Annotated in this window: 19 protein-coding genes; 7 read left to right on the top strand and 12 right to left on the bottom strand. The window is 64.8% G+C overall.

Annotated elements, in window-relative coordinates; translation table 11 throughout:
- The 10 genes from QD228_RS14420 to QD228_RS14375 form a co-directional block, all read right to left on the bottom strand.
- The coding region (locus QD228_RS14420; RefSeq protein WP_279875942.1) for a 2-dehydropantoate 2-reductase N-terminal domain-containing protein at nt 1-249 on the bottom strand (249 nt) is incomplete at its 3' end.
- A gap of 266 nt (nt 250-515) precedes the next feature.
- The gene (locus tag QD228_RS14415; RefSeq protein ID WP_167592982.1) at nt 516-1,382 is read right to left on the bottom strand and encodes a glycosyltransferase family A protein; all 867 of its coding nucleotides are present in this window, start codon (nt 1,380-1,382) and stop codon (nt 516-518) included.
- A gap of 43 nt (nt 1,383-1,425) precedes the next feature.
- Nucleotides 1,426-2,181 carry a glycosyltransferase family 2 protein gene (locus QD228_RS14410; RefSeq protein ID WP_077374105.1) on the bottom strand — a complete coding sequence of 252 codons (756 nt, stop codon included), beginning with the start codon at nt 2,179-2,181 and terminating at the stop codon, nt 1,426-1,428.
- Nucleotides 2,174-3,412 (bottom strand): glycosyltransferase, encoded by a 1,239-nt coding sequence (locus tag QD228_RS14405; RefSeq protein ID WP_279875941.1) that lies wholly within the window; start codon nt 3,410-3,412, stop codon nt 2,174-2,176. The genes QD228_RS14410 and QD228_RS14405 overlap by 8 nt, the downstream gene beginning before the upstream one ends.
- A gap of 1 nt (nt 3,413) precedes the next feature.
- Nucleotides 3,414-4,910 (bottom strand): polysaccharide pyruvyl transferase family protein, encoded by a 1,497-nt coding sequence (locus tag QD228_RS14400; protein WP_191237397.1) that lies wholly within the window; start codon nt 4,908-4,910, stop codon nt 3,414-3,416.
- Nucleotides 4,911-5,010: 100 nt separating this feature from the next.
- Nucleotides 5,011-6,363, bottom strand: coding sequence for a hypothetical protein (locus QD228_RS14395; RefSeq protein WP_191237398.1), 1,353 nt, complete (start codon nt 6,361-6,363; stop codon nt 5,011-5,013).
- The gene (locus QD228_RS14390) at nt 6,360-7,427 is read right to left on the bottom strand and encodes an EpsG family protein (protein WP_077374117.1); all 1,068 of its coding nucleotides are present in this window, start codon (nt 7,425-7,427) and stop codon (nt 6,360-6,362) included. Before QD228_RS14390 ends, QD228_RS14395 begins: the two co-directional genes overlap by 4 nt.
- 2 nt (nt 7,428-7,429) lie before the next feature.
- Complete coding sequence (locus QD228_RS14385) at nt 7,430-8,725, bottom strand: sugar transferase (protein ID WP_240499683.1); 1,296 nt, start codon at nt 8,723-8,725, stop codon at nt 7,430-7,432.
- Nucleotides 8,726-8,999: 274 nt separating this feature from the next.
- The gene (locus QD228_RS14380; RefSeq protein ID WP_279875940.1) at nt 9,000-11,348 is read right to left on the bottom strand and encodes a polysaccharide biosynthesis tyrosine autokinase; all 2,349 of its coding nucleotides are present in this window, start codon (nt 11,346-11,348) and stop codon (nt 9,000-9,002) included.
- 70 nt (nt 11,349-11,418) lie between these two features.
- Complete coding sequence (locus QD228_RS14375; protein ID WP_084208231.1) at nt 11,419-12,615, bottom strand: polysaccharide export protein; 1,197 nt, start codon at nt 12,613-12,615, stop codon at nt 11,419-11,421.
- A 1,284-nt stretch (nt 12,616-13,899) separates the two neighbouring features.
- On the opposite strand from QD228_RS14375, the gene QD228_RS14370 reads away from it, so the two are divergent.
- The 5 genes from QD228_RS14370 to QD228_RS14350 all read left to right on the top strand — a co-directional run bounded on the left by QD228_RS14370 (nt 13,900) and on the right by QD228_RS14350 (nt 19,124).
- A complete protein-coding gene (locus QD228_RS14370) occupies nt 13,900-14,352 on the top strand; it encodes a hypothetical protein (protein ID WP_169477203.1) in 453 nt (150 codons plus the stop codon).
- Nucleotides 14,352-15,125, top strand: coding sequence for a YjbF family lipoprotein (locus QD228_RS14365; RefSeq protein ID WP_077374126.1), 774 nt, complete (start codon nt 14,352-14,354; stop codon nt 15,123-15,125). The genes QD228_RS14370 and QD228_RS14365 overlap by 1 nt, the downstream gene beginning before the upstream one ends.
- Nucleotides 15,125-16,093 carry a hypothetical protein gene (locus QD228_RS14360; protein ID WP_279875939.1) on the top strand — a complete coding sequence of 323 codons (969 nt, stop codon included), beginning with the start codon at nt 15,125-15,127 and terminating at the stop codon, nt 16,091-16,093. Before QD228_RS14365 ends, QD228_RS14360 begins: the two co-directional genes overlap by 1 nt.
- Before the next feature lie 99 nt (nt 16,094-16,192).
- Nucleotides 16,193-18,715: a YjbH domain-containing protein gene (locus tag QD228_RS14355; RefSeq protein WP_279875938.1), complete on the top strand. Its 2,523-nt coding sequence runs from the start codon at nt 16,193-16,195 to the stop codon at nt 18,713-18,715.
- A gap of 79 nt (nt 18,716-18,794) precedes the next feature.
- The gene (locus QD228_RS14350) at nt 18,795-19,124 is read left to right on the top strand and encodes a YkgJ family cysteine cluster protein (protein WP_077374131.1); all 330 of its coding nucleotides are present in this window, start codon (nt 18,795-18,797) and stop codon (nt 19,122-19,124) included.
- A gap of 159 nt (nt 19,125-19,283) precedes the next feature.
- On the opposite strand, the gene QD228_RS14345 is transcribed toward QD228_RS14350, so the two are convergent.
- Both QD228_RS14345 and QD228_RS14340 read right to left on the bottom strand, forming a co-directional pair.
- On the bottom strand, nt 19,284-20,975 hold the full coding sequence (locus QD228_RS14345; RefSeq protein WP_279875937.1) for an acetyl-CoA hydrolase/transferase family protein: 1,692 nt from the start codon (nt 20,973-20,975) through the stop codon (nt 19,284-19,286).
- A 284-nt stretch (nt 20,976-21,259) separates the two neighbouring features.
- Nucleotides 21,260-22,201 (bottom strand): LysR family transcriptional regulator, encoded by a 942-nt coding sequence (locus tag QD228_RS14340; RefSeq protein WP_077374134.1) that lies wholly within the window; start codon nt 22,199-22,201, stop codon nt 21,260-21,262.
- 293 nt (nt 22,202-22,494) lie between these two features.
- Here QD228_RS14340 and QD228_RS14335 point away from each other — a divergent pair, with 293 nt between their 5' ends.
- Nucleotides 22,495-22,794 carry a hypothetical protein gene (locus tag QD228_RS14335; RefSeq protein ID WP_077374137.1) on the top strand — a complete coding sequence of 100 codons (300 nt, stop codon included), beginning with the start codon at nt 22,495-22,497 and terminating at the stop codon, nt 22,792-22,794.
- Nucleotides 22,795-22,810: 16 nt separating this feature from the next.
- Nucleotides 22,811-24,223 (top strand): nucleotide 5'-monophosphate nucleosidase PpnN, encoded by a 1,413-nt coding sequence (gene ppnN, locus QD228_RS14330; RefSeq protein WP_077374140.1) that lies wholly within the window; start codon nt 22,811-22,813, stop codon nt 24,221-24,223.
- Nucleotides 24,224-24,262: the final 39 nt, after the last annotated feature.

The following is a 24,262-nucleotide window of genomic DNA, read 5'->3' as shown; positions in this document are numbered from 1 at the left end:
GGCGATGAACTGCAGCACGCCGTGCGCGACGGCCTCGCGGGCGTCGGTGGTGAAGCTCAGACGGCCGGCTTCCACGTTGCGCAGCAACATGCTCTCGAGTCCCGGCTCATAGATGGGAATCTCGCCCTGCTTGAGGCGCTCGATCTTGGCGGCGTCCACGTCCATGCACACCACATCATGTCCCACATCGGCCAGGCAGGTACCGGTGACCAGGCCTACATAACCGCTTCCGAAAATCGTGATCTTCATTGAATGTCATCCTTGTTGGCCTGACGGCCATCTCGAGTGTGAACGCAATGCGCCAAAGCGATGCATGAGCGATACCGGTCGGGGCGGATCTCCCACTGCAGGGAGACCGTGAACCACTGACAGATCGCCCCTCGGCCCGAATCCGGCGTGACGTTACCCAACCCACTGACGGGCAACGTCAGTGGGGAGAGAGAAAAGCGCAGAGACTGCCATCCATCGGCGTCTGCCCATGCCGATTCGGGCGTACGTATGTGTCGCGCGGGCGACTAGCGGAAGAAATTGCCGACGAAGGTCGCCAGATAGCCGCGCTTGAAGGCGATCGGGGCCTTGCGAACCAGGAAGGCCAGTGCCAGCGGCGAGAAGCGACTGCCAGTGACCCGAGCGAACATCCGCCCCTTGGTGCGCGCCTTGGCGGGCGAGCTGTAGAAGTCGCTGCCGGAGGTGACCCCCGCATGGGCGACGATGCCCAGATTGGCGCGCATCAGGCGCGCGCCCTGACGGCGGGCATCGCTCATCACGATGAATTCCTCGCCGGAGGGCTGGTCGGTGCCCAGCCCGAACTGCTCATCGAAGCGGGCATGGAACTGGCAGAGATCCAGCGCCATGTCCACCGAGCGCACGCGAGCCAGTGACATCAGGGTGTGGGCCTTGAAGGCGACCGGCGGTGCCGGACGATCCGGGTCCCGTTCGTGCAAGGGGAAGGCCTTGACGTGCGGGAAGCTGATCGCCGCCGCCTCGGTACAGGTGAAGGCTTCCATCACCAGCGACACGGCCTGGGGATGCAGCTGGACATCGTCGTCCAGGATGTAGGCGTAGCGTGTCGGGCAGGCCGCCAGCGCGATGTTGCGGCTCTTGGAGAGACCACGCCCCGCGACCGCCAGATACTCGAAACGGCTGTCGAAATGGGCCAGCACGTACTCGCGGAAGATATCGCGCTGCGCCTCGTCCTGATGGGCTTCCGACAGCTGATGCACGATCAGGAAGCGGGCACCGGGCAGCTCGTCATAACGCGGCACGCTGTAGATCCCGGCATCCAGGGTCGAGATCAGGAAGGTCAGTTCCGGCACCTGACGACGGGCGCTGTCTTCCACCTGACGCTGATGCTTCAGCACACGAGCACGGGATTCCTGCATGGGGCGGCCTGCATGACGAGCGGGATCGACGGAGATAGCTTCATCAACGATGTTTTGCATAACCGTTCACCGCGTAATGGACAAAGTTGCGACTGGCGCTGATCACATCCATCCCCAGCACCTCACGATACAGACGCCACTGGTAGGCGGCGGCCTTGAACTTGTTGGAGGACACGCTGCTCTCGCGACGCGTGTAACGCGCCAGCGGCTCGGGCATGCCCTGCGCCGGGCCCAGCTGACCGATGATGATCAGCCACAGCGCCAGGTCCTGACGCTTGCGGATGGTCGGCATGTAGAAACGCCCGAAGCGCCCCGCGTCATAGATGGCGGTCAGGCAGCCGATGGAGTTGGAGCGCAGCATGTCGTCACGCGTCAGACGCGCCGGCGGTGCGAAGTGGGAGACATGGTTGCCCTGCTCATCCACCATCTCGTAGCCGGTGTAGGACAGTCCGGCGCCGGTCTCCTGCATGAAGGCGATCTGGCGTTCGATCTTCTCCGGCAGCCAGGCATCATCGGCGTCCAGGAAGGCGATGTAGCGGCCCTGGGCCTCGGCGATGGCACGGTTGCGGGCACGCCCCGGCCCGCCGTTGGTGTCGGTCTCGAGGATGCGGATCTCGACGTCGCCGGTCTCCAGCGCCGCGAAATCCTCGCGCAGTCGCGCGGCGGCACCATCGGGTGAGGCATCGTCGCTGATCAGGATCTCGCGCACCGGCTCGCTCTGGGCCAGCACGGAATCGACGGCGGCATGCAGGCGGCGGTCATAGCCGTAGTTGGGCATGATGACGGACACATCAGCCATGGGCCTTCTCCTTGGAATGAGGCGAGTGGGATCCACTGACGCTGACGTCGTTCACGAATGCGCGCTGGCGCGAATCGGCCGGCACCAGGTGCGTGATCAGGCGTTGATAGTCCGGCAGCACCGCATCACGGCTGTAGTGGGCAAAGCTCTCGCGTGCGGCCTTCGAGAGATGCAGCAGGCGATGGTCGTCAAATTCGAGACGCGCCAGTTCATGCGCCAGCTCCTGCACGATCTCCACCTCACCGGCACTGTCCGCTTCGGCACTCAGCACGCCATCGACATCGTGGCGAATCAATGCTAGCGGGCCTGAGCGCACCGGGCGTGACAGGCACGGCAGGCCCTCACGCTTGGCTTCCAGCACGTTCATCGGCAGGCATTCACGCTCGGACGTCAGCAACAGCAGACGGGCTCGGCGCAACTCACGCGAGACGTCCTGCAGCGCGCCGGTGAACAGCACCCGGGTGTCATCCGGCACGCTGTCATCGTTGGCGCCCTGGAAGACCTTCAGCCCCAGCTCGTGGCACAGCGCCAGCAAGGACTCACGTTCCGGACCATCCCCGACCAGCACCAGACGCCCGCGGCGGTAGCCCGAATGGGCAAAGGCACGGATCGCCAGATCGACACGCTTGATCGGCGCCAGACGCCCCACCATCACCACGTCGGCCTGACGCTCGCACTCGGCGCGCGTCTCGCGCTCCGCGAGATCATCCAGATAGTTGGGAATCACCGTCGGTTGCAGACCACGCCGCCGCCAGCATTCCGCATCCACCTCGTTGAGCACCTGCAGGACATCGAGATGACGATAGAGCAGGTGCTTGATGACGCGCTTGGCGCGACGATCGTGATGGTAGGCGCTGTGCTCCTGGGCGATGACGCGGGTCAGCGGGCGCGAATTGCCCGCCTCGTCACGGCCTCCGGTGCCACGTGCCGCCAGCTGGGCGGCCAGATGGAAGGCGAAGTAGCCGCTGACCATCACCTCGATGCGCGCCTCCAGCATCAGACGACGCAGATGCGTCACCCAGTGGCGGAAGTTCTTGCGCGTACCGGTGGCGGGCAGGCCCAGGGTGCGGTATTCGACACCCTCGAGACGGCCCCAGTAGGGCTCGCCTTCACGCACCGATACCAGCGTGACCTGATGGCTGTCGCGCAGATCACGCGCCAGGCCGTGCATCACCTTCTCGACGCCACCGCAGGCGCTGATGTCCTGGATCAACAGAGCGACATGGGCCATGTCAGACTCCTCGCACGACAGGCTCGCTGTCGTGGGTGGCGTGCTCAGCGGCCGGGGCGTCCGTGGCCACGGGGTCCGTCGCGGCAGGTGCCTTGGCAGCCGTCGGCGCCGGATAGGCGTCGTCATTGAGCTTGAGCTCACGCTGGCCCCAGACACCGGCGCGTCCCGGTGCGCGGCGCAGGAAGTCCCGCGTGATGTCGGCGGTGATCGCCAGCTTGTCGGCGATGACGCGCTCGGCAAGTGCCGGGAAGGCCTTGTCGGCGACCAGCGCCTCGATGTCGGCCACGATGCGTGCCGGGTCGAAGTTCTCGATGTCCTGAACGCTGTCGCCGAGCCCGAAGTCACGCATGATGCCCGGCGCCTTGGGGCCACAGTAGGACAGCGCGTAGACCGGCGTGCCGGACATCAGCGCGAAGATGACCGAGTGGAAACGCGTGCCCACCAGGAATTCGGCGTCGCGGTAGAGATCCACCAGCGCATCCGGGCTCGGGTCGCCCTGCACCAGCTCGATGCGCGTGGCGAGCTCCTCGCCCCCGTCAGCGGCGGCCAGTGCCTTCTGCAGGTGATCGAACACCAGCTGGGAGATGCGCTGGTCATTCTCGATATCGGTCGGGCCCAGCACGTGCGGCACGATCATCAGGCGCTCGATGCCAAGGCGCTCACGGGATTCCAGCAGTGAACGCGACAGCACCTCGACACGTTCGGCGAAGGCCTGCTGATCCAGCCCCCACCAGTCACGCAGGGTGATCACGGCATAGGGAGAGGCCACGCCGCCCGGTGCCTTGACCTCGGCATGTTCATCGCTCGCCCGCGGGGCCATGGCGAAGGCCATGTCGGTGCCCAGCAACGCATGCGGCAGCTTCGGGTCGGCCTTCTGGGTCATGGCGTGGGTGATCTCCTCACGCGAGACCACCAGGCAGTCGCTCAGGGTGCGCAGGAAGAAGCGCTCCTGGGCCGGGGTCTTGAACGGGCCGAAGGAGTGGCCCAGCAACAGCACGCGCTTGCCGGCCTTGCGCGCCAGCATCACCGGCGCCAGATAGCCGATCAGCGCCAGCCAGGAAGACAGGGTCTTCTTGAAGCTGCCGTTGTGGAAGATATGACCGCCCTTCACCACCACCAGGTCGGCACCGTCGATGACATCGTTGCCGCTCTTGCCCTGCTTGCCGAACGCCATCTTGGCCCCCAGCCCCAGCAGCGAGGTGACGAAGCGCAGCTTGTCACGCATCGGCGGCATCAAGGGCTGACCGACGGTGACGCGCTCGCGGTAGCGGCGACGAATGTGGCGGAACGGCCCGCGCTCGGTGGCGAACACCTGGTCATCGATGGGCAGGATATCGATGCGATGGCCTTCGGCCTTCGCCACGCCTTCACCGGAGACGTCGCTGCGGCCGTGTTCGGCATCGATCAGCTGGTCGAGGAAGTCGATGGTGCCCATCAGGATGGCGGAGTCGCCCTTGTTGTCGTCATGCCATCCGTGCGTCATGCATATCTTGGCCATGCTGTTCGTCCTTCTGTCCGTAATGTCGCTGTTCGGTGTGCACGATGCCCGGGCATCGCCACGTGAAATGTCGTGTACTCGTCGGCCCCTAGGCCGAACGTCAAGGGCTGGCCGTCGCGGCCGCCTCTTGCTGGCGAGCCGGCTGGAAGAGGATCGCCATCGCCAGCATCACCAGCTCCGCGGTGACCGGCACGCACAGGAAGAGGTGGTAGAGGTCGATGCCCAGAAGGCTGCCGCTCTCGCCGGACGCGTTGCCGAGCGAGTGATTGAGCGCCGCGATCGAAAGGCCCCCACCGACCACCAGAATGGCCCCGGTGCTCTGGCACAGCAGGCGCTTGCCATTCAGGCGCAGTGCCGCCAGGCGCGTGAAGGCGCAGGTCACGAAGGCGTGCACCAGGTAGACCAGCGCGAAGGCGCGCAGTGTCATGGTCAGGCGCGGGTAGGCGCCGCTCAGGAAGTGCTCGGCCAGCCACGGCGCCACCAGTGCCAGACCGCCCGCCACCGGCAGCGCGAAGCCGCTGGCGATGATCAGGTATTCCTTGAGGCGGCCATCACCCTGGGTCAGCTTGGGCAGGTAGTAGCGATACAGGCTGGTGGGGAAGACATAGAGCGCGAACACGATGGAAGTCACCACCGAGACACTGGCCACCTGGGCGGGCGCGAAGGCGAGCCCGGCCAGGATCACCCAGGCCTGCAGGTAGGCGAATGACATCAGGTTGTTGTAGAGAAAGCCGCGTCCACGCGCGAAGTCCGCCTTGCTCGGCAGGCGACTTGAGCTTGCGCCATCGCGGCTGGCAGCCGCCGCCCGGGCATCCGCCGCCGCGTCATGTGACAGCCACATGCCCAGCAGCATCACGATGACCAGCGCGAGGGCACCGACCATCACGAAGGTGGCCACCGGTGCCAGGCCGAACATGCCGGACGGCGTGGTCAGCTCGGCGCTGAATTCGGCGCCGGTCAGCAGCGCAACGCCCTGATGATAGAGCGCCGGACCTGCCGCGCAGGCGACCGCGATCGCCACCGCCAGCGAGATCAGCACCGTCATCAGATTGACGCGCCCCAGGCGCTCCTGACGCTGCAGGCGCGAATTGACCATCTGCAGGCCGACCTGCTCCGCCCCGGCACGCAGGGCACAGAAGGCGAAGATGAAGGCAGACAGCCCCAGCAGCGGCGCGATGCCCACGGCGAAGGCGATGGCCAGCAAGGCGTAGAGGCCGATGCCGACGCCCATCCAGCGGCGCAGCGCCGCGCCACTGGCACCATCTTCGGTGACCAGCAGCACCTCGTTGCCGCCCATGCGCGCCAGCACGCCCAGCAACACCGCATAGTTGAGGGCCAGGGCATATTCCCCGAAGGCCTCGGGCGCCACGGCTCGCGCCAGCAGCAGGCCCGCCGCGGACGACAGGCCACGCGCCATCAGGTTGAACAGCGAGAAGATCAGCGCTTCGCTCATGACTGACCTCCATTGCCGACCACCAGTGCTTCATCGCTCAAGAAATAGAATTGGTAGTTGTTCAAGAAATCATGATCCTGATTGCCGGCCGCCACCTTCAGCGACATGAAGAACAACGCCATCATCAGCGCACCGCTGATCAGACTGGGCAGCAGCTTGTCGCGGAAGTGCTCGATGACGTCACAGATGACGAAGATGGCAAACGGCAGGAAGTAGTAGCTGGCGCGGGCCACGTGCTCACCATAGGTGATGAACAGGGTGTAGAGCGCCACGCCGATGAACATCAGATTGAAGGCCCAGGGGTCCAGTGACAGGCGGAAATGCTTCCAGAGTCCCAGCGTCCCCAGGCAGATCAGCAGATAGATGACATAGAGCTTCTGCCCGCCCCCGGAAAAATCCTCGAAGTAGTGGGCATAGAGCCCCAGCGCACTGAGCGCGCTCTTGGCCAGCGGTCCTGCCACGAAACACAGCGGCAGCAGCCCCAGATAGACCCAGAAGGGATAGGCACGTCGCAGCAGCGGGTAGAGCACCAGCAACGGCAGATACAGCGCCAGGGTGTAGTGGAAGCTGGTGCCGACGAGCATCAGCACCAGCGCCGGCAGCCGCATGCCACGCTCCAGACAGGCCATCGCCACCATGAACAGGGCGATCGCCACGTGCTGCTTGACGAAGCCGAAGGCCGAGAGATAGATCAGCGGCAGGCAGACGAAGAACAGCAGGCACCAGGCCAGGTTGCGGCGGCTCATCACCAGTGCGGTGACGAAGCACGACACGTAGAGGAAGGCGGTGATGAAGAAGAACAGCTGCGGTTCCCCCCAGGCCCGTGCCATGCGCGCCAGTGCCGCCGGCGCGGGTTCGAGGAAGCTCAGGTCGACCTGCCAGGTGGCCATCTGGCGATACGAGAAGTAGTCGTATCCTGCGTCGTAACGCAATGCCATGAACGCCAGACACAGCCCGCCACCCAGCCAGGCACCCACCATGCGGGTGCGCTCGCTGGCCGCCAGTGGCAGAACTGCCACCAGCAGGGCCATGAAGCCGACGTAATAGCCACTGACGGTCAGCATGCTCAGCGTGCCCCGAAACCGGTCAGCATGGTCTTGATGGTACGACCGACGATCAACAGATCCAGCCACACGGAGAAGCGCTTGATGTAATAGAAGTCGTGCTCGAGCTTCTCGCGCGTCTCGTCAGCGTCGGAGGCGTAACCCTGGGTCACCTGCGCCCAGCCGGTGATGCCCGGACGTACCACGTGACGGTAGTTGTAGAACGGGATCTGTTCGGCGAATTCATTCACGAACTTGACCTGCTCCGGACGCGGACCGATGAGGCTCATCTCGCCCTTGAGCACGTTGATGAACTGCGGCAGCTCATCGATGCGGGTCTTGCGGATCACGCGGCCGATACGGGTCACGCGCATGTCGTTGGCCTGGGCGAACTGGGCACCGGACTTCTCGCTGTCATGGCACATGCTGCGGAACTTGAACATGCGATACGGACGACCGCCCTGACCGACACGCTCCTGCACGAAGAACACGCCACCCGGCGAATCCAGACGGATCAGCACGGCAGTCACCAGGCAGATCGGCAGCACGAACGGGGCCACCGCCAGCACGGCCAGCACGTCGAACAGACGCTTGAACAGCTCATATTCACTGTTGGGTGCCAGCTGACCGAAGCTGTTCTCGCGCACCTGGTTGAGCTCCACGCGACCGGTGAGCGACTCGCGCACTTCACTGGCGTCGTAGACCGGAATGCGGTTGAGCACGCAGTTGGCCAGGAAACGCTGCCACTCGGCCGGCATCTCGGCTTCCAGATCCGCGACCACGCCGTTGTAGCGCTCCTGGCCCAGGTCCGGTGCGCGCATCAGGTTCCAGCGCGCCCCACGAGTGGTGAACAGGTTGCGATAGTCACCGAACGGCACCACGGCCAGCTTGCGGATGCGGGTGCGCTGCTCGGCCCAGAAGCCGATGGAGCAGATCAGCATCGCCGCGAGCCAGGAGCTGCCCAGCACGATACGGCTGAAGCGCAGATCCAGCGCGATCAGCACGCTCATCGCCAGCAGATAGCTGATGGTGATGGCCGGCAGCACGTAGGCGAACGCCTTGGCACCGGGGTAGCGCGACATGTGACGAATCGCCTGCAGCGCGAGCAGGAAGCCACCGCTGGCTGCGATGACGCTGTGCATGCGCATCTCGCTGACCCAGGGGCGCAGGCCATTGATCAGCAACAGCGGGACACCCACCGCCAGAATCAGACCCACCAGCGCCTGACACAGCGAGTTGAACATCAGACGTTCGTACATGCGCGAATGTCGCTGACGCCCCTCGAGTCCGGTCGTCGCTGGATTTGTCGTCGTGTTCATGTGCCTGTCTCCCCCTTGGTTTGCGTTCGAGTGGTGTTTCCGTTCATCACACCCGGTGCCGTCTCTCGCCGCCCTTGCGGCCTGCACCGGTCTATCGCAAATCGTGCTGTCTTCTCATCACGCCGCATGCGCCCTTCGGGCCGGCATGCCGCGCCGTGTCGGTGACGTGGTGTCGAGTGACACCGGGCCTTGCGATACGTCGTCTTCCGCCTGGGTGTCTGTTGACGAGCTGTCATCAGACATAGGGGCGTCGCCGTGGATGGCAAGTCAGCACTCACGTATTTGCGCCGCCCTGATACTGGTAGTCGTGATAGCTGTAGCCGTAGCTGTAGGCCGTGGTCGCCTTGCGCTCGACGGCGTTGAGGATGGCGCCATCCACGCTCACGCCACTGGAAGCGAAGCGCTCCAATGCGGCTTCGATTTCCTTGGGCGAGTTGTGCATGAAGCGCGTCACCATCACGCTGACGCCGCACAGCTTGCCGACGATGGCTGCATCGGTGACCGCCAGGATCGGCGGCGTATCCACGATGACCATGTCGAAGTTCTCGCTGGCCCACTCGAGCAGCTCGGAGAAGCGCGCCTGCAGCAGCAACTCGGAGGGATTGCTCGGTGAGGTGCCGCGTGCCACGTAGCAGAGGGTGTCCGGCGTCTCCCCGCCTTCACCGACCACCGCCAGGCTCTCGTCGGCGATGCTGCGGATGATGGCGCTGCGCTCCACCTTGCCGAGCAGGTAGTCGCTCAGCCCCGGTGCCACGGCGCCCACCTGTTGGCCCGCCATGCTCTGATGCACGTGACCACGGCGCATGTCGGCATCGATCACCAGCACGCGGTTGCCTGCCTGGGCACAGACGGCGGCCAGGTTGGCGGACACGAAGCTCTTGCCGATGCCCGGGCTGGGGCCACAGATCATCAGGCGGTTGTCGGGAGCTTCCATCATCGCGAAGTGCAGGCTGGTACGCAGACCCCGCAGACCCTCGATGGAGAGATCCGCCGGATTGCGCACGGCCAGCAGGCCAGGCGCGGCATTGCTGGCCGCCGCCGTGGCGCCCTTGCCGAGTTTGAAGGAGGAGAAGCGCTTGATGCCTCGCGCCAGGCGACGATTGAGGCGCGCCTGCTCCTCGGAGAGCGGCAGGGTCGCATGCACGTTGAGGCCGAGATCGGAAAGCTCCGACGGTGTCTCGATGCCACGATGCAGCAGCGAGCGCAGCAGCACGAAGACCACACCCAGCATGGCGCCCAGCAGGGTCGCGATCACCACGATCATCGCCTTGCGCGGGCTGACCGGGTGCGGCTGCGCCACGGCCTCATCCAGGATGCGGATGTTGCCGATGGTGCTGGCCTGGGCGATGTTCATTTCCTGGGTCTTGTTGAGCAGCTGCACATAGATCTGCTGATTGACCTCGACTTCACGCTCCAGACGCAGGATCTCCTGCTGGGTGTCCGGAAGATCCCCCACCTGCTTCTCGAGCTCACTGCGCGTGCGTTCAAGATCCGCGCGCTTCTTGCGCAGTGCCACGTAGCTTGGGTGACTCGGGTTGAACTTGCCGGAGAGCTCCGCTTCCTCGAGCTGGGTCTGGTTGAGCTGGTTGTCGATGTTCACCAGCTGCTCGAGCACCGACTTGGTCTCGAGATCCAGATTCACGCTGTCGCTCTTGCCGCGATAGGCATTGAGACGCTCTTCGGCCTCGGTCAGCTTCTTGCGGACGGTCGGCACCTGTTCCTTGAGGAATTCGAGCGACTTCTCCGCTTCCGCCGATTGACGGTCGATGTTCTGCTGCTGATAGGTCTCGGTGATGCGCTCAAGCACCTGCTGGGTGCGCAGCGGGTCTTCCCCCACCAGTGCCAGCCCCAGCACGCCGGTCTCCTTGCCCATCTCGGCCACCGCGAAGCGCGCGCGCAGCGCATTGGTGGCTTCCAGAGTGGACTGGTGCATCAGGGTGAACTCGGCCCCCTCGCCCGCGGTGAGCGAGGTCACCTCGAGACTCACCTCGCCCAGCGGCCCCTCGAAACGCTCACGCTTGCCCACCGAGCCTGTGCCGAGCACCTTGCCGTCGTAGCGCAGTTCATAGCGGCCCTGCTCACCCGAGCCGAGCGTCACCAGCGTCAGCGGGACGTTGTCCCAGGCCTTGGGCACGGCCAGGCTGGCCACTTCCAGTGACTCGCCGGCCCACACCATGCTGGAACCGGACAGCCAGCTCGGGCGCTCCACCTCGTGGCTGCGCAGGAAGGTCCCGATCACCGGGTACTGGTAAGGCTTGACCACCAGATCCAGCTGCTCCTTCTTGACGGTCTCGCCCAGCACCAGGCGCGAGGTGATGATCTGGATCTCGGATTCCGACGGCGGCGCCTCCCCCCGCAGCATGCTGGAGACATCCCTCAGCGGATTCATGTTGCTGCCACCATCCTCGACCTGCACCAGCGCATCGGCCTTGTAGATCGGCGTCGCCAGCAGCGCATAAAGCACCGCCAGCACGGTGAAGGTGCCGGTGATCAGCGCCAGCGTCAGGCGGCTGTCATACAGCTGACCCAGCATGCGGCCCAGATCGAGACTGGTGCGCGCCGGTACCGCTGCGGGTTCGGTGGCCCCCGTCTGACGGGAGGAATGGGCATTGCGAATCGACATCGTTGAGTCACTCTCCTGGTGTCCTGCCCGTACATCGCGACGGGCAGGGACGCCTTGACGACCCCTCGCCTTACTGGCCGAGGGTATCGAGGTTGTCCTGGATTTCGGTGCTGTAGTAGATGGAGCTCACGGTGGGCAGCAACTGGCTAATCACGCGGTTCCAGCGCGACACCGGCGCGGCCGTGACATAGACGACATCCTGCGGCTTGAGCGCGAAGTCGGCGCCCAGAATCAGGGCCGTGGTGTTGCGAGCATCCAGCTGATAGACGGTGGCCAGCTTCTCGGGGTCTTCACGGTCCCGCCGTACCACGAAGATGCCGGAGGCATCCGCGGAGTCTTCCTTGATGCCGCCCGCCTGGGCGATGGCATCGGTCAGCGAGATGGGGCTTCTGCCCAGCGGCAGGCTGACCGACTTGTCGACCTCACCCATCACGAACACCTTGCGGGTCCCGACATCCGGCACATACAGGACATCACCGTCCTTGAGCAGCCGATCACGTGCCTCGCCGGTCGCCGCATTGCGCTGTGCCAGCAGCTCGTAGAGGGAGATGACGGTCTCCTCGCCATTGCGCTTGAGCACCACGTTGTGCCAGTCCGCGTCTCCGGTCATGCCGCCGGCGGCGGCGATGGCATCGAGCAGACTCAACGGCACATCATTGATGGGCTGCACGCCAGGCTGCTCCACCTCACCGCTGATCCGCACCTTCTGACTGCGGAAGGCCGCCACCTTGACGTCGATCTGCGGCTCGTTGAGATAGGGCTGGAGGCGCTCGCCCAGCACCCGACGGATCTCGTCCAGGGTCTTGCCGCTGACCTGGACACGGCCGATGTAGGGATAGAAGAGCGTGCCGTCGGCATGCACCACGTTGCCGGCTTCCTGGGCGCTGCGCTCGGAGCCCGTGGGCAACGACAGCTCCGGGTGGTCATAGACGACGATATTGAGAATGTCGCCCGGCCCCACGTGGTACTGATAATCCGGCGCCAGTTGCGCACGGGTGCTGCTGTTGAGCTCCTGGGTCAGCGCCTGCTCCAGCTCGCGCTGGGTGCCGTCACCCCGAGCCGCCTGGCGTGCCTGGGCATCCGCCCGCGCCTGGGCCTTGATCAAGCCGAAGGTGATGGGCTCCACATCGACGATGTCATCCACCGGCGCGGCCGAGGTGTCATAGTCGATGTCGCCACCGGGCGCGAAGACGCAGCCCGCCAGTCCGGTGAGGGCGCCGAGGCTCAAGCTGGCGCCCAGAAGTCGTGCGATCAGTGCATTTTTCATCTGAAGTCCGTTGAGTCGACAGACCCGAGCAGCGATTGATGCGAGGCTGCCCCGATCATTCCCGCCGCACGCTGACGCCGGGACCAATTCGATAACGTCTTCGGTTCGCCTTGCGTAACGCGATGGCCCCATGTGCAACGACAGTTGCAACGACGGTGACCTCGGGCCGAGGGTGATCCCTCGTGCTGGTGTCATGTCTTGGTTTGCTTGAGTACTTGCGTCTGCTGGCGTCCCGCCCCTTGCATGACGGCTTGCGCCTGTCTGGCAATGGCGCGAACACTCCCTTGGGCAATCACGCGAATGCTGGCCCATGAAGACGATGAATGTGATTGAGTCCCCTTCGATTTACACGAAGTCTTCCTCATAAAATCACGTCTCTGCTGCACATCGATGACACCTTTTACAGGCACATATTCACGCCATCGACAGTGCCCACCACACCCACCTGACGGCGCAGGTTCCACAACGTGATGGCAACGTTTATCGCACTGTCCGCTGCGTCGTCTTCATGGGCATCAAGAGTGGAGTGACCAGACTCCATCTGTTGCGCATTTTACCTGATCCACGCCGCTCGCCAATCGAGCGCTGTTACAAAAATCCAATAAAAACATTGCTTTGTATCATCATCAGCACGACGTGTGTCGCTAACCGCCACATGGCGACGTAGCCGATTACAGACAGTGCAACGCTGGGTTCGTCTGCAAATCGACACATCCTTCACAAGAATTTCAGCAGCCATGCGGATCAAGTCCAGCGCCCGCGGTGTCTGAAAGATCGACAGGCATGTCTGCTTTTATCCACACCACAATTACTCTTTTTTACATAAATATTTCGCTTTCCATCAACGCCACATCGACGCGACCTCTCTCGCTAGACAGCCGACATTTTCTGGTTAACATGGGCCTCGCTTTCACGGGGGGATAGAGAGAGGCGTCCGTCTGAAATGTGCATGCACATTTCTCATGACGACGGCGATGTCATCACCTCGAAAGCGAGCAATACGGTGGCCAGGGAATGCGGCCATGGCAGGAACACCTCAGGACGAGGCTGCGCCAGGGAAGATGCTACGGACGGTATCAGGGACGGCGCCCTGCAGATCATGGAACAGGCGTGAGCTTGCTCACGCACACCACGACGCAACTCTCAGCAGCAGTGTTGCCGATGGTCAGAGACAGCACGGCATCCGGCATGCACGACGCTGGCCTTGGCCACCCATCACCGAGCCCAGTCATCGCAGCGCCCTGACTGGCAGATGACCGGCAATGCTCATCAAGGAGACTTCATATGCGCAAGTCACATATCGGCGCCATTCTCGGCCTGTCCGGTGCCCTGCTGTTGGCAGGCAACGCCATGGCGGAAGAGGAGGCACCTGCCGCTGGGCAGGCTGCGACGGGGACGACCGGTACGACCGGTACCACTGGCACGACCGGTACCACTGGCACCACCGGTACCACTGGCACGACCGGTACCACTGGCACGACCGGCACGACTGGTACTACCGGCACGACCGGTACGACCGGCACGACTGGCACCACCGGCACGACCGGTAGCGTTCCCACCGGCAGCGCCGCTGGCAGCGGCACGGCCAGCCAGAGCGCGTCCGGCAGCGTGACCCCGAGCACCAACGGCGGCAGCATCGCGGCCGGCGCGGCCACGGGCACCGTCGGTGGCGGGACGACCGGCACCACCGGTACCACCGGCACGACGGGTACCACCGGCTCTACCGGGACACGTTGATGACGTCGCGCTCCGCATCGCGTCGTTCAGGCGCGAATCATCGCCAATCGCCAGCCAGGCACCTTCCAGGCATCCGGCGCTCGCTGACGCTGCTGGGCATCACTGCCTGTGCCGTGTCAGTGAGCGGCTGTGCCCAGATAGTGGCCAGCTCGGTGGGCGATGCCTTCGGCAAGGATGACTTCGAGGCGGCGCGCGCCAGTGAACTGCCCTACGCCTCCCTCAAGTTCCTGCATGGCAACAACACGGCACTTGTCGTGCTGGCCACGCTCGAGGATGAGGGACGCATCGCGCGTTTCGAGAGCCAGGACCGCGGCATCATCGAACTGCGCGACGGCGTACTGTCCGCGACATCCGGCTTCACGCGAGACATCGCGGACAGGCATGAGCAAAGCACTACCGGGCGCGCCTTGGCGCGTCCGGCCTGGCTGATGGCTGACGACAGCCGCTATCGCGTCAGTGTCAGCGCCCTGAGCCCCTATCCTCGCCGGCTGGAGCGGGCAGATGCCGCTTCCTCCGGCAGTCAGCATCAAGATGACGTGCCGGTGATGCAGGTGCATGAAGCCGATGCACATCTGCGCTGTGAGGCCGCCGCGCCACACGCGCTGCCACTGGCCGAGCTGTCGCTGCAACACTGCACCGAGACCCTGGCATGGGACGATGGCCACACCACCACCAACGAGATATGGCGCGATGCCACTCGGGTGTGGGCCGCCGACATGACGGCCTGGCCGGACGGGCCACGCTTCGGCTGGGAGATCGCCAAGGCATGGTAATGCGCTTTTCACGACGTGATTCTGCTCGCCCCGCACACGACTCGGCCCGCGTCGAGGGACCGCTGCGCGCCCTCGCCCGCACATTGCCCACGGGGGTGTGCCTGGCCGCCCTGCTGATCCCGACCCTCGCCCGAGCGAACGAGACGCCGCTGCCCTTCAGCGCCGCCAGCACGCCACTGGCCAGTCAGGTACTGGAACAGCAATGGTCCTCCCATCAGACCCGCATGGCGCTGGACTGGCGCTACAGCTTCGTCAGCACGCCGTTGATTCGCCGGCAGATGGCCGCGACCGCCAACCGCCTGAGCGCCGAGATTGAACTGATCGCGGCTCGCTACGCGGTGGGCGCGCCCGAGGGCAGCTCTCGGGCCGCCTATGTCGAGGGGTTGCACGCCTGGCAGCGCTACCTCGATCAGGGCCGTCAACAGGGTGAGCCACGCAGCGTGCTGGCACGCCTGCCCGGCCAGCTGAATCCGCTCACTGACATGCGCGATGGCCCGCGGGCGATACGCATCGCCCCCGGCATGGTGATCGGCGCCTGTCAGGCCCCCCGCGACGTGGTGATTCTGGACGCCAGTGGCGTGCACCAGCGCCAGTGGAGCCCCGGCCTGACACTGGACGCCTTGATCGATGAGCGCCGCGCCGCCGACTCGCTGGGCCAGGCGGCACGGGCCAGCCTCGTCACCCCCCAGGGGCAGGTGCTCACGCGGCCCATCGCCAGCTGGAATCGCCTCACGCGTGGCGCAGCCGACCTGCCGGTCGCGCCGGGAGCCAGCCTGGTGATCCATACCCCCGGTATCGATACCGCGCAGCAATGGGTCAACGAGGCGCTGCCGCAATGGCTGGCCAGCCGCCTGCCCGGTGAGAACTGTCACAGCTGGCAGCTGGACGCCGCCTCGCTGCCGTCAGCGGACGACGAGCCGACAGCTCCCGGGACGTCAGGCAGTGACCCGCAAGCGCCGGCCCGCTAGCGGTCGTTCCCGGCACTGCCGGCATCGCCTCGATGTTTCTATCCTCCATACCCTCATTCACGCTCACGCGCCTGTCGCGCGGGAGCATGCGAGACGCCCATGTCGAGTCCCTTTCGCCCAGCCCATCCCTCCACGCGCCCCCGAGACGAGCAGCGCCCTGCTCCGGCACGCACCGGCTGGCTGGCGCTTGGCATGGCGGGAGGCCTGCTCGGCGCCCAGATCGCCCACGCCGCTACCGGGGAATCCCAGAGTGATTTCGGCGGCGTGGGGCTGATGCAGACTCCCACGGCACGCTTCGCCCCACAGGGCGAGCTGAGCTTCACCTACAGCCGTACCCAGCCCTACAAGCGCTTCAGCGTCAACGCCGCCCCCTTCGAGTGGATGGAGCTGGGCTTTCGCTATGTCTCGGTGGAAACGGTCAGCTACGGTGAGGCCGCCCCGGACCGCGACTACCTGGATAAATCCTTCGACACCAAGTTCCGGCTCTGGGAAGAGGACCGTTATCGCCCGGCACTTGCGGTGGGTCTGCGAGATCTCGGTGGTACGGGGCTGTTCAGCTCTGAATATCTGGTGGCCAGCAAGCGCTATGGTGATCTTGATGTCAGTCTGGGGCTCGGCTGGGGCTATCTGGGCACGCGGGGCGACTTCAGCAACCCTCTGGCGCTGGTGAGAAGCAGCCTCGAGACGCGCAGCGATACCACCAGCGACAACGGGGGCGACTTCCAGCTGGGCAGCATGTTCAGTGGCAGCCCGGCCGTCTTCGGTGGCCTCGAATATCAGACGCCCTGGGACCCGCTGACCCTGATGCTGGAATACGAGGGCAACGACTACTCCGACGAGCCCCTGACGGTGGAGATAGACCAGGATTCACCGTTCAATCTGGGCGCGACGTTCAAGGTCAATGACAACCTGTCGCTGCATGGCGGCTGGGAGCGCGGCAACACCGCCATGCTGGGCCTGTCGCTGTCCACCAATCTGGCGGGGCTGGCTCAGGCCAAGGATGACGGCACCCCGGAAGATGTCGCCCCCAGTCACCATTCGCGCTACCGCCATGACCAGACCCCGGAAGCCTTCCGGGTGCGCTCGCTGGATGCCGTCAATCGTGGGGACAGCGAGACAGTCCCGTCGGATCGCCCTCCACGTCCCGCCGGTGCCACGCCGGCCTCAGCGCCCTCGCTGGACGGTGGCGAGGCTGCGCCGCTATCAACGCCCTCGCCGACCGGCGACGAGGCTGCGCCGCTCTCAACGCCCTCGCCGACCGGCGACGAGGCTGCGCCGCTCTCAACGACCTCGCTGGACGGCGACGAGGCTGCGCCTCAAGGCCGCCTGCTGACGCTGCCGACCTCCCCGAGTGCCACCACGGGCGAGCCCGCCGCAAGCCCGCCAGCGCCGATACGGCTGGAGGACGTCGACTGGCAGGCACTGGCCGCGACCCTGCGTGCCCAGACGGGGCTTGAAGTCTCCCGCCTGCGGGTAGAGGGCGAGACCTTGGTCATAGAGGCGGAGGCCACGCGCTTTCGCAAGGACCTGCAGGCCGAAGGCCGCGCCAATCGCGTACTGCACAACCGCCTGCCCGCCGAGATCACCCACTTCCGCTACCGCCTGAGCAGCAACGGCCTGGCGCTGCGCGAGGATGAGCATCCGCGAGAGGCCTTCGTCGCGGCCGCCAACGACAGACGTTTCGGTGCCGAGTACGAGCATTCCATCACCGCTCGCGCCGCCTCTCCCGCGCCTGACGACGACGCCAGCGCGGAGGCCGCCACGGTGCTGGACAGGGAACCCGCCGGCTTCAACTGGGGATTCTCGCCCAACCTGAAACAGAACTTCGGCGGACCGGACGGCTATCTCTACCAGCTCAACCTGCAGCTGGATGCCCTGTGGCGCACCGATCGCAATGGCTGGTTCTCCGGCGTGGCCACCTATCAGCTGGCCGACAACTACGAGAACTACGAGTACATCGCCGACTCCGACCTGCCACGCGTGCGCACCTACGTCGGGGATTACGTCAAGGAGACCGATCTGGGCATCACCAATCTGCAGTACACCCGCACTCATCAGTTCGGACGTGACTGGTATGCCCAGGCCTACGGCGGCATTCTCGAGATGATGTATGCCGGTGTCGGTGCCGAGGTGCTCTATCGCCCGATGAACAGCTCGCTGGCACTGGGGCTGGATATCAACCGCGTCCGCCAGCGGGAATTCGATCAGCAATTCGGCCTGCGCGACTATTCCGTCACCACCGGCCATGCCACCGCCTACTGGCAGTCCGGCTGGCACGATGTGCTGGTCAAGGGCTCGGTGGGGCGCTATCTGGCCGGCGATATCGGCGCGACGCTGGATCTATCCCGCCGCTTCTCCAACGGGGTCAGCGTCGGGGCCTGGGCGACCATGACCGATGCCGGCGATGACTATGGCGAGGGCAGCTTCGACAAGGGGCTCTACGTCAGCATTCCGCTGGACGCCTTCTTCACCACCTCCAGCAAGGGCAGTACCGGCTTTGCCTGGGCACCGCTGACCCGTGATGGTGGTGCGCGCCTCAATCGTCGCTACCAGCTCTATTACATGACCGATGACCGGGACCCCGAGGGCTACTGGGAAGGGATCGACAAGGTCTACAAGTAATCCGTGCGTGAGTATGTTTCACTGCCGGCTGAAGCGTGCCGATGATGGCACCTGACTCACTGTGGCTGACCCTGACCCGATGAATATTCCGATTACCGACGTATCGCCGTTCGCTACCGGCGATACGACACCTGTGAATCCCGAGATCACCTGCAGCAACTGCCAGGCCTGCTGCTGCAGGCTTGAGGTCATCCTGCTCACCGATACCGGCGTGCCGGACTATCTGATCGACGAGGATGAGTGGGGGGGCGAAGTCATGCGCCGCCTCGATGATGGCTGGTGTGCCGCCGTCGATCGCGAGACGCTGATGTGCACCATCTATGATCGCCGCCCCCAGCTATGCCGTGACTATGAGATGGGCAGCCCGGAATGCGAAGACGAGCGCAAGGAAAACGGTCTGGATCAGTGATCCGCCCTCCTGTCGCTTGTCGCTTGGCTTTCGTCGCCTGTCGCTTGCCGCTTGAGTCAGTCGCTTGAGTCAATCACTTGAGTCAGTCGCCTGAGCCGCCCTGGTTTCTGGCGTCTGGTGGCTGGCCGCCCCGATGGCGAGAGCGGCCTGAACGCCGCGCTAGCCGGCGCTGACCTTCTCACCTGCCTGCTTCGCCGGCACATCGCCGCGTTGCTCAGGCGTGCACAGGGCGCGCATGTTGCCGTGCACTTCCACCTCGCGATGCCAGCTGAGCGCCTGCTCCAGGCAATGCGGCGTATGGCCGCCCCGCCGGCAGGCCTCCTCGAAGTAGGCCCGCAGCGCGGGACGATAGCGCGGGTCGGCGCAGTTCTCGATCACCAGTACCGCGCGTTCTCGCGGGGCCAGACCCCGCAGATCCGCCAGGCCGTGTTCGGTCACCAGAATGTCCACGTCATGCTCGGTGTGGTCCACGTGACTGACGAAGGGCACCACGCTCGAGATATCCCCGCCCTTGGCCAGTGACTTGGTGATGAACACCGAGAGCTGGGCATTGCGCGCGAAGTCCCCGGAGCCGCCGATACCGTTCATCATCCGCGTGCCGCACACGTGGGTGGAGTTGACGTTGCCGTAGATGTCGAATTCCAGCGCGGTATTCACGGCGATCACGCCGAGACGCCGCACGATGCCCGGATGATTGGACAGCTCCTGCGGACGCAGGATCAGACGGTCACGGTAACGCTCGAGGTCCTTCCACAGGGTGCGCCCGCGCTCCTCGGTGACGGTGATGGAGGAGCCGGAGGCGAAGTCGAGCTTGCCGGCATCCAGCAGATCGAAGGTGGAGTCCTGCAATACCTCCGAGTACATGGTGAGGTGCTCGAAGGGCCCCTCCTTCAGTCCGCTCATCACCGCGTTGGCCATGCTGCCGATCCCGGCCTGCAGCGGCAGCAACGCAGGCGTCAGACGCCCCAGCGTGACCTCCTGCTTGAGCAGTTCGACCAGATGGTCCGCCATCCGCCGGGTATCCTCATCCGGCGGGGTACAGGTCGAGGGGCTGTCCTTGCCACGCGTCAGCACGATGGCGGCGATCCTGGCAGGGTCGATGGGGATGTACGGCGTGCCGATACGCGAATCCGGCGCCACCACCGGGATCGGCTGACGGCTGGGGCGCATCTGCGGAATGTAGATATCGTGCAGTCCCTCGAGTGCCGCCGGGGACTCGAGATTGAGCTCGATGATCACCTTGTCGGCCAGAATCGCATAGCTGGCCGAATTGCCCACCGAGGTGGTCGGCACGATGCCGCCGTCGGCGGTGATGGCACTGGCCTCGACCACCGCGACGTCCATGTCACTCAGCTGATGGTTGCGCAGCAGCTCCACCGTCTCCGAGAGATGCTGATCCATGAACATCACTTCGCCGGCGTTGATGGCACGGCGCAGCACCGGATCGACCTGGAACGGCATGCGCCGCGCCAGCATGTGGGCGTCCGCCATCTGACCGTCCAGGTCATTGCCCAGCGAGGCCCCGGTCATCAAGGTGATGGAGAACGGCTCGCGGCGCGCCTTCTCCACCAGCGCCAACGGCAGGGCCTTGGCCTCCCCCGCCCGCGTGAAGCCGCTCATGCCCACCGTCATGCCATCGCGAATCAGCTCGGCGGCCTGGCTCGAGCTCATGTGGCGTGACTCCCATCCCTGCCAGCGACAGCGCCGGGCGAGCTCGCCACGCAGCGCCTCGTCAAGCTCCGTCACCTCCATGCGCGACAGCAGCGAGAACGACTGGCGAAAGGACTGGGCATCGGCCACGTCGCTCGCGGCAGGCGGTGCATCAACGAATCGGGACTTGGAAGAAGACACGGTACGGGTTCCTCGATGACAACGAACAAGGGGTAGGCAGCAAGTCGCGCAAACACCTCACGACACTGGTCAGGCTGTCATCCAGCATCCCACGCGCCGTGGCGGCGTCGCATCAGGCCTTGGTCGCAAGCCGGGGTCGTGCACTGAAACAGGACGGTGCGCTCCAAGCGACGCCCTGACGCGGGCCTGTCCCTGCCCCGGAAACACGAAGACCCGCTTCGAGGAGCGGGTCTTCGTGTTTCCGGGGCAGGATTGAGGGGAGCCCTGTCACGCCATGGCAGGCGTTACACCATGCCGTCGAGGTCCATGTTGTCGAAGCTTTCCGGGGCATCGGCGTAGCCGTAGAGCGTGTTGCGGCGCTGCAGGCGGAATTCGCCCAGCAACTGCTCATAGCGGCGCGGCACCTCGGCATTGTCACGCGTGACGATGTACAGGTTCTCGTAGACGGCCTCGGTGAGCGGCATCTCGCGCACCTGGCGCTGCCACGGGGACGTCTCCAGCACCGTGCGCGAGACGACGGTGAAGCCCAGGCCACGTGCCACGGCATCCAGCACCATGCCGATGTCGTTGGTGAAACCCTGCTGCGGGAAGTGGCTCATCGAGCGGAATTCACCGGCGAAGTTCTCGCGCAGCAAGGCGCTGGCGTTGTTGACGCCGTCGGCGTAATTCATGAAGCCCAGCGCCATCAGCTCATTGAGACTGTTGCCGGCGAAGTCGGCGGGCACCACCAGGCACAGCGGCTCCTGATGCCACAGCTCGAAGTTGAGATCCGGATGCTTGACCGGCTCGGTGACGATGCCAAGATCGAAGCGCCCCGCCAGCACGTCCTGCACGATCTCGGAATTGAAGGCGAAGCTGTAGCTGACCGTCAGCCCCGGATGCTGCTGCTGATAGCCGAGCGTGAACGGATAGAACATCAGCCCGACGCTTGAGGGGCTGGCCACACGGCATTCCCCGCTGTCAGGCGAGTCATCATCCAGCGAGTGCATGAACTGGGTGTGCTCGGCAAACAGCTTGACGGAGTAGTCGTAACAGCGACGCCCCGCTGCGGTGAGCGAGAACTTGCGTCCCTGACGGTTGAGCAGCGAGCGCCCCAGGTACTGCTCCAGCTTGCGGATATGCTGGCTGACGCCGGGCTGGGTCATTTCCAGCTTGCGCGCGGTATGGGTAAAGCTGCCGGTCTCCACCAGGGTGATGAAGGTACGAAAATACTGGGCGTTGAACATGGAGGCACTGACCACTCACGAACGGGGGACGCGACTCGGCGCGTCGTGTTGCCGATAGCTGCCTGAATGTCTGCACAGGGCCACCGACCCGCAAAGCCCATGATTCTACCAGAGCCAGCCGCCATGCGCAGCGCTGCGCCGTGGCGCCCTCGCGTGTTAGCATCATCCTCATTGCCAGGTGCCGCTCTGGCTGCGTCTTTCGTGGGCGATGCCCGAATGACGCGGCAGGGCTCGGCGCCTTTCCTCTGCCCCGACCAGTCTTCGCGACTGGCCCGAATCACGAGATGCTCCAGATGCTTGATCCACTGGCCGCGCGCGGCGAAGCCATCCACAAGGCACTGCTCGCCATGGAAAGCGAATGCGCCGAAGTCGACCTCTTCCCGCTGGGATACATGATTCCCCAGGTGGAACTGGTTCTCGAGAACGCCGATTACGATGCCGCCGATGTGGTCGCGGAAGATTTTGACGCCACCTTCGAAGAGTGGATGCAGCACGCCTTTGCCCAGGACGGCATGAGCGTGGACGACCGCGAGCGCATCGCCGAACTCTGGGCAGAAGCCCGGAACCGCGCCCAGTCAGCCGTGGGCGCCTGACACAAGGAAGACGGTCATGAACTCTGTCACCAGTGAAGCTACCACCTACTCCCGCGATGCCAGCTCGACGCTGGTCTCCACCATCATCTCACCGGAAGGCAGCCTGGAAGTTCTCTCCCAGGATGAGGTCAATCGCCTGCGCGACACCTCCTCCAATGGCCTGCATGACATCCTGCGCCGCTGCGCGCTGGCGGTGCTCAACTGCGGCAGCCAGACCGATGACAGCGTCTCGGTGCTCAATGCCTACAAGGACTTCGAGATCGAGGTGCTGCAGCAGGATCGTGGCATCCGTCTGAAGCTCGACAATGCGCCGGGTGATGCCTTCGTGGATGGCAAGATGATCCGCGGCATTCGTGAGCACCTCTCGAGCGTGCTGCGCGACATCGTCTACGTAGCCAACGAGATCCAGAACACGCCCCGCTTCGATCTCTCCACCACCGAAGGCACCACCAACGCGGTGTTCCATATCCTGCGCAACGCCGGTGCCCTGAAGTCCTCGCGTGAACCGAGCCTCGTCACCTGCTGGGGTGGCCACTCGATCAATCGCGAGGAATACGAGTACACCAAGGACGTGGGCTATCACCTCGGCCTGCGCGAACTCGACATCTGCACCGGCTGTGGTCCCGGCGCGATGAAGGGCCCGATGAAGGGGGCCAACGTCGCGCATGCCAAGCAGCGTCGCAAGCAGGGCCGTTATCTGGGCATCTCGGAGCCGGGCATCATCGCCGCCGAGTCACCCAACCCGATCGTCAATGAACTGATCATCATGCCGGACATCGAGAAGCGCCTTGAGGCCTTCGTGCGGACCGCGCATGGCATCATCGTCTTCCCGGGCGGCGTGGGTACCGCGGAAGAGATTCTCTACCTGCTGGGTATCCTGCTGCATCCGGAAAACGAAGGCCTGCCGTTCCCGGTCATCTTCACCGGCCCGGCCTCCAGCGCCGACTACTTCCAGCAGATCGACGAGTTCATCACCTATACGCTGGGTGAGGAAGCGCGCTCGCGCTATACCATCATCATCGACAATCCAGTCGAGGTGGCGCGCACCATGCGAGGCGGCATCGATGACGTCGCGGAGTTCCGTCGTCAGCATCACGACGCCTTCTACTACAACTGGCGTCTGCATATCGCCCCGCACTTCCAGCAGCCCTTCGCGCCGACCCACGCCAACATGTCGAGCCTGGCGCTGCATCGCAACCAGCCGGTGCATGAGCTGGCCGCCAACCTGCGTCGTGCCTTCTCGGGCATCGTCGCCGGCAACGTCAAGAAGGAAGGCATCGAGGAGATCGAGCGCGATGGGCCCTTCCGCCTGACCGCCGAAGCCGAGCTGATGGAGCGTCTCGACGCCCTGCTCACCTCCTTCGTGGCCCAGGGCCGCATGAAGCTGCCGGGCAGCGACTACGAGCCCTGCTACACGCTGTGCAAGTGAGGCCGTGACGCCCGGGACATCAGCCCCGGGCCTGATACG

Origin of the sequence: Cobetia sp. 3AK (genome assembly GCF_029846335.1) — a bacterium.
GTDB lineage: Bacteria > Pseudomonadota > Gammaproteobacteria > Pseudomonadales > Halomonadaceae > Cobetia > Cobetia marina.
The sequence above is the reverse complement of the archived record's forward strand: the minus strand, read 5'-3'. Positions and strand labels throughout refer to the sequence as shown.